Origin of the sequence: Streptomyces sp. OfavH-34-F (assembly GCF_022347745.1) — a bacterium.
Taxonomy (GTDB): Bacteria; Actinomycetota; Actinomycetes; order Streptomycetales; family Streptomycetaceae; genus Streptomyces.
Genome location: NZ_JAKRGC010000423.1, coordinates 1 through 4,420, shown reverse-complemented (window position 1 = coordinate 4,420; position 4,420 = coordinate 1). Strand labels below are relative to the sequence as shown.

The following is a 4,420-nucleotide window of genomic DNA, read 5'->3' as shown; positions in this document are numbered from 1 at the left end:
GGCGGCGGGAGGGGTGGCGCCGCAGGGGGGTGCGGGGCCGGGAGGACTCCACCGCCGCCCCGGGGTTCAGACGGCTTCCTCGACGGCTTCCTCGCTCGCGGCGAAGGAGGTGCCCGTGCCCTCGGGGAGCCATGTCCGCAGGGCGGGGTAGAGGAGGAGTGCCGCGACGAACGACACCAGGAAGCCGAGGGCGAAGACGTCGGTGGCCATGAGGATCATGCCGATGGCGGCGGAGGCGGTGAGGGTGATGACCCCGGCCCAGTTCCACTTCTCCACCCGGTGGGTTGCGCCGTCGTACCGTGCCCGGCGCACCAGGTAGTAGTCGGCGATCATGACGCCGCACATGCCGAGGGTCATGGCGCCCAGGTACGCGAGGTAGGTGGAGAACTTCTCCAGGATTCCGGCGCCGATCATCACCAGGGCGATGACGTTTCCGGCGACGACCATCGCGGCGCGGCCGGGTTTGCGGCCGGTGAGGGCGTCCACGAGGTTGACCAGGGAGAGCGAGCCGGAGTAGGCGTTGATGGCCTGGGCCTTGGCCTGGGCGGCGTAGATGGTGACGAAGCCGAGCCAGGCGGCGAAGATCACGAAGAAGGCGCCGGTGTTCTGCATGACGAAGTCGCTGCCCGCCGCGCCCGCGGCTTCGGGGGTCAGGGTCTTGTCGTGGTCCATGAGGTAGGTGACGACGTCGGGCATGCCGCCGATGACGACGAGGGAGCCGAGGACGGTCATGAGGATGTTCTGGGTGACCGGGCCGGCCGTGGCCAGGACGGTGACGTCGCGGCGGGTGCGGCAGTAGCGGGCGAAGTCCGTGGTGACGAGGGCGATGGTTCCGGCCGTCGCGCCCATGACCGATATCGCGGCCTCGAACTTGGGCCACAGGCCGCCGGGGACGACCCCGTCGTAGCGGAAGACGTCCATGGGGTCGGCGCCCTCGATGACGTAGATGTGGATGATCATGTAGATCGTGACGAGGAGGGTGACCGCCGTGAGGACGCCGGAGGCGCGCAGGGCGGGTTTGAGCCCGAAGACGGCGAGTCCGATCCACAGCAGGGTCATGAGGCCGTAGAGCAGGACGCGGTTCGTCCAGGAGTCGGGCAGGTCGAACATCAGCAGGGTGCCCTGGTAGAGGAGGGCCGACTCCATGGCCAGGAAGCCGAGGATCATGAAGGCGAAGACGGCGGAGCCGATCGACGATCCCCGCAGGCCGAATCCGAAGAACCGGGAGGTGATCGTGGAGGACATGCCGGTCTCGAAGGCCATCCGGCCGAGGGCCTTGCCGAGGAAGACGCCGAGGGCGGCGACGAGGACGCCGACGGTCATGCCCACGGTGAAGCCAGCGAGGACGACGGTGAAGCCGGCGATGGCGAAGACGACGAGTGCCGTGGCGACGCTGACCGGGCTGAGGGCGAGTTGGTGGCCGCTGCGGCGCTCGGCCGTCGGCACGCTGACCAGGGCGTGGTCCTCGGCCGCCGCGGACAGCGTCGAGGGGGTCGGCCCCGGGGGGTTCGTTGTTGACGACACAGTTCCTACCCATCGGAGAAGAGAGGGCGTCCGCGGCGCGTTCCGCGGGGGAACGCGCCGGGTGTCGCCGTAATCGGTCAGTCCGTGCTGCAGCCCGCGATCGCGAGGGCTTCGATCTCGACGAGGATTTCCGGCTTGGCCAGAGCGGCCACCTGGACGAGCGAGCAGGCGGGGAAGTCGCCGGTGAAGAACTCCTCGCGGGCCTTCCACACCTGGGCGTTGTCACTCATGTGCGTGACGAAGATGGTCATCTTGACGACGTCGTCCATGGCGCCGCCGGCCGCCTCGATGAGGTCCTTGATCTTCTGGAAGACGACGCGGGACTGGTCGAGGGCGGTGTCGCCGAGGACGCTCTCGCCGTCGTTGCCGCGTGCGGTCATGCCGGAGATCAGGATGAGATCGTCGACGCGGAGGCAGTTGGACCAGGTCCGGGCCTTCGGTTCCCGCACGGCATCGGAGATGAATCGTTTCTTCTTCATGGTGGCTGCGGTCCTCACAGGTCGATTCGGCTGTCCCAGGCGGACGTGCCGCCCCAGTTCACGCACACGCTCTGGCGGCGCATGAACCCCTGCCACGCCGTGGACCCGGCGGTACGGCCGCCGCCGGTCTCCTTCTCGCCGCCGAACGCCGCGCCGACGTCGGCACCCGTGGTGCCCATGTTCACGCGGACGATGCCGCAGTCACTGCCCCGGGCGGAGAGGAAGGTCTCGATGTGGTTCAGGTCGGTGCTGTGCATGCCCGAGGCCAGGCCCTGGGCCACGCCGTTGTGGATCTCGATGGCCTCGTCGAGGTCGTCGTAGACCAGCACGGAGACGATCGGGACGAAGGTCTCGGACTGGGCGATCTCGAAGTGCGGCTCCACGCCGGTGACGATCGTGGGCTCCACGTACAGTCCGGGCCGGTCCATGACCCGGCCGCCGTGGACCACGGTGGCCCCGTCGCGTTCGGCGCGGGCGAGGACGGCGCGGTAGTCCTCCACGGCCTGCGCGTCGATCAGCGGGCCGACGACGGTGTCCGGGTCGCGCGGGTCACCGATGGTGATCTGGTCGAAGGACTTCTTCATCAGCTCGACGAGCCGGCCGGCGATGCTCCGGTGGGCGATGACCCGGCGGGTGCTGGTGCAGCGCTGGCCGGTGGTGCCGACCACGCCGAACGTCAGCGCCTTCGCCGCGAGTTCGAGATCGGCGGTCTCGTCGACGATGCACCCGTTGTTGCCCGAGCACTCCAGCTGGTAGCGGCGTCCGAGCGTCGAGCCGACGATCTCGGCGACCTTGCGTCCGACGCCGGTGGAGCCCGTGAAGGAGATCATCGCGACCCGGGTGTCGGCGATCAGCCGCTCGGCGACGGCGTTGTCGGCGGGGGTGAACAGGGAGAAGACGCCCTCGCAGCCCATCTCGGCGGCCGCCCGGTTGACCAGCTTCTGCAGCGCGACGGCGGTGAGCGGCACCTTGGGGCTCGGCTTCCAGACCACGGTGTTGCCCGCGATCGCGGCGAGGAAGCCGTTCTGCGCCCAGACCGCGGCCGGGAAGTTGTACGCGCTGATCAGCCCGACCACGCCCAGCGGCAGCCACTGGTCGTACATGCGGTGCTCGGCACGCTGGGACTGCTGGGTGAAGCCGTACATCATCCGGGCCTGGCCCGCGGCCAGGGTCGACATGTCGACGGCCTCGCGCAGCTCGCCCCTGGCCTCCATCATCGACTTGCCGGTGTCGAGGCAGACGACGGCTGCCAGCTCTTCGATGTTCTCCTCGATCAGCAGGCCGATGCGGCGCACGAACTCGCCGCGCCGGGGCGGCGGGACCATCCGCCACTTCTTCTGCGCCGCGACGGCGGCGGCCACGACGCTCTCGTAGTCCCCGGCGTCGGAGGCGGCGATCCGGCCGACGGTCTCGCCGTCGGCGGGACAGACGGCCTCGATCACCGGGCGGTCCTCGACGGCGCCCCAGCCCAAGGCGTCCGTGTACGTGCCGGAGTGCACCCGGTCCAGGCCGAAGGCGGCCAGCACCTTGCCGGTGTCGAACAGGGCGCCGGCGGTGCCGGGCGTGCGGTCGGTCGTCTCGGTCATCGTCGTTCTTCCTCGGTTCCGCTCGACGCCGCGGGTCCGGCGTGCTCCTGGGTGCGTCCCGGCGCGTCAGTCCTTCGCAAGGAAGTCCCCGATCGTCTCGTCGGTGTGGTACTCGGGCTTCTCGTAGTAGTGCGGGCCGTCGTAGATCTCGATCAGCACGCTGCGCTCGTGGGCGAGCGTCGGCCCGTGGGGGTGGTCCTTCGGATTCATGTAGAACGAACCGGGGCGCAGCCGCAGACCGGACTCGGTGTACTCGTAGTCGCCTTCGAGGCAGTACATGAACTGGTTCGAGGCGTGGGTGTGCCGGGTCGGTATCGTGCCGCCCTTCTCGTATTCGAGGAGGGCGATGCTGGCGCCGGTTTCGGGGTTCTTGAAGAGGAAGTACTGGCGGAACCCGTAGTCGGGGTAGTCGATCCAGCCGGCGTCGTCGAGGTCGGCGGCGTGGATCAGGACTTCCAGCGACCGCAGGGTCGCGGGGTCGATGTGCACGGGGATTTCACTCCAAACCCGGACGGCTCGATGCCACCCATGTGTCGTATTCCTGGCGGCTTTCGGCGGTGGCGGGGAACAGCCCGAAGAGGGACCGCCCGCGCCGGATCTCGAGTGCCGCGAACTCTTCGTACGAGGCCGCGTCGGCGGCCAGGGCGGCCACGTCGACGGCGAGGTGACGCGGGATCACGGCGACCCCGTCGTCGTCGCCTAGCACCACGTCACCGGGGTAGACCGCCACGCCGCCGCAGCCGACCGGCTCGTCCAGCGCGACCGGGTGCAGGGCGATGGGCGTCGCGGCGGGCGCGTTGCCCCGGTGGAAGCAGGGCAGCCCGGTCCCGG

General features: G+C 69.6%; 4 protein-coding genes and 1 pseudogene. All 5 read right to left on the bottom strand.

Annotation, left to right across the window (positions count from 1 at the left end):
• Positions 1–66 precede the first annotated feature (66 nt).
• A complete protein-coding gene (locus tag MHW47_RS32555) occupies positions 67–1,524 on the bottom strand; it encodes a cytosine permease (protein WP_239227448.1) in 1,458 nt (485 codons plus the stop codon).
• Positions 1,525–1,601: 77 nt separating this feature from the next.
• On the bottom strand, positions 1,602–2,003 hold the full coding sequence (locus MHW47_RS32550) for a RidA family protein (RefSeq protein WP_239227447.1): 402 nt from the start codon (positions 2,001–2,003) through the stop codon (positions 1,602–1,604).
• Positions 2,004–2,017: 14 nt separating this feature from the next.
• Complete coding sequence (locus MHW47_RS32545; protein ID WP_239227446.1) at positions 2,018–3,589, bottom strand: aldehyde dehydrogenase family protein; 1,572 nt, start codon at positions 3,587–3,589, stop codon at positions 2,018–2,020.
• Positions 3,590–3,655: 66 nt separating this feature from the next.
• The gene (locus tag MHW47_RS32540; protein ID WP_239227445.1) at positions 3,656–4,078 is read right to left on the bottom strand and encodes a cupin domain-containing protein; all 423 of its coding nucleotides are present in this window, start codon (positions 4,076–4,078) and stop codon (positions 3,656–3,658) included.
• 7 nt (positions 4,079–4,085) lie between these two features.
• Positions 4,086–4,420, bottom strand: a pseudogene (locus MHW47_RS32535) (dimethylmenaquinone methyltransferase); the annotation flags it as partial.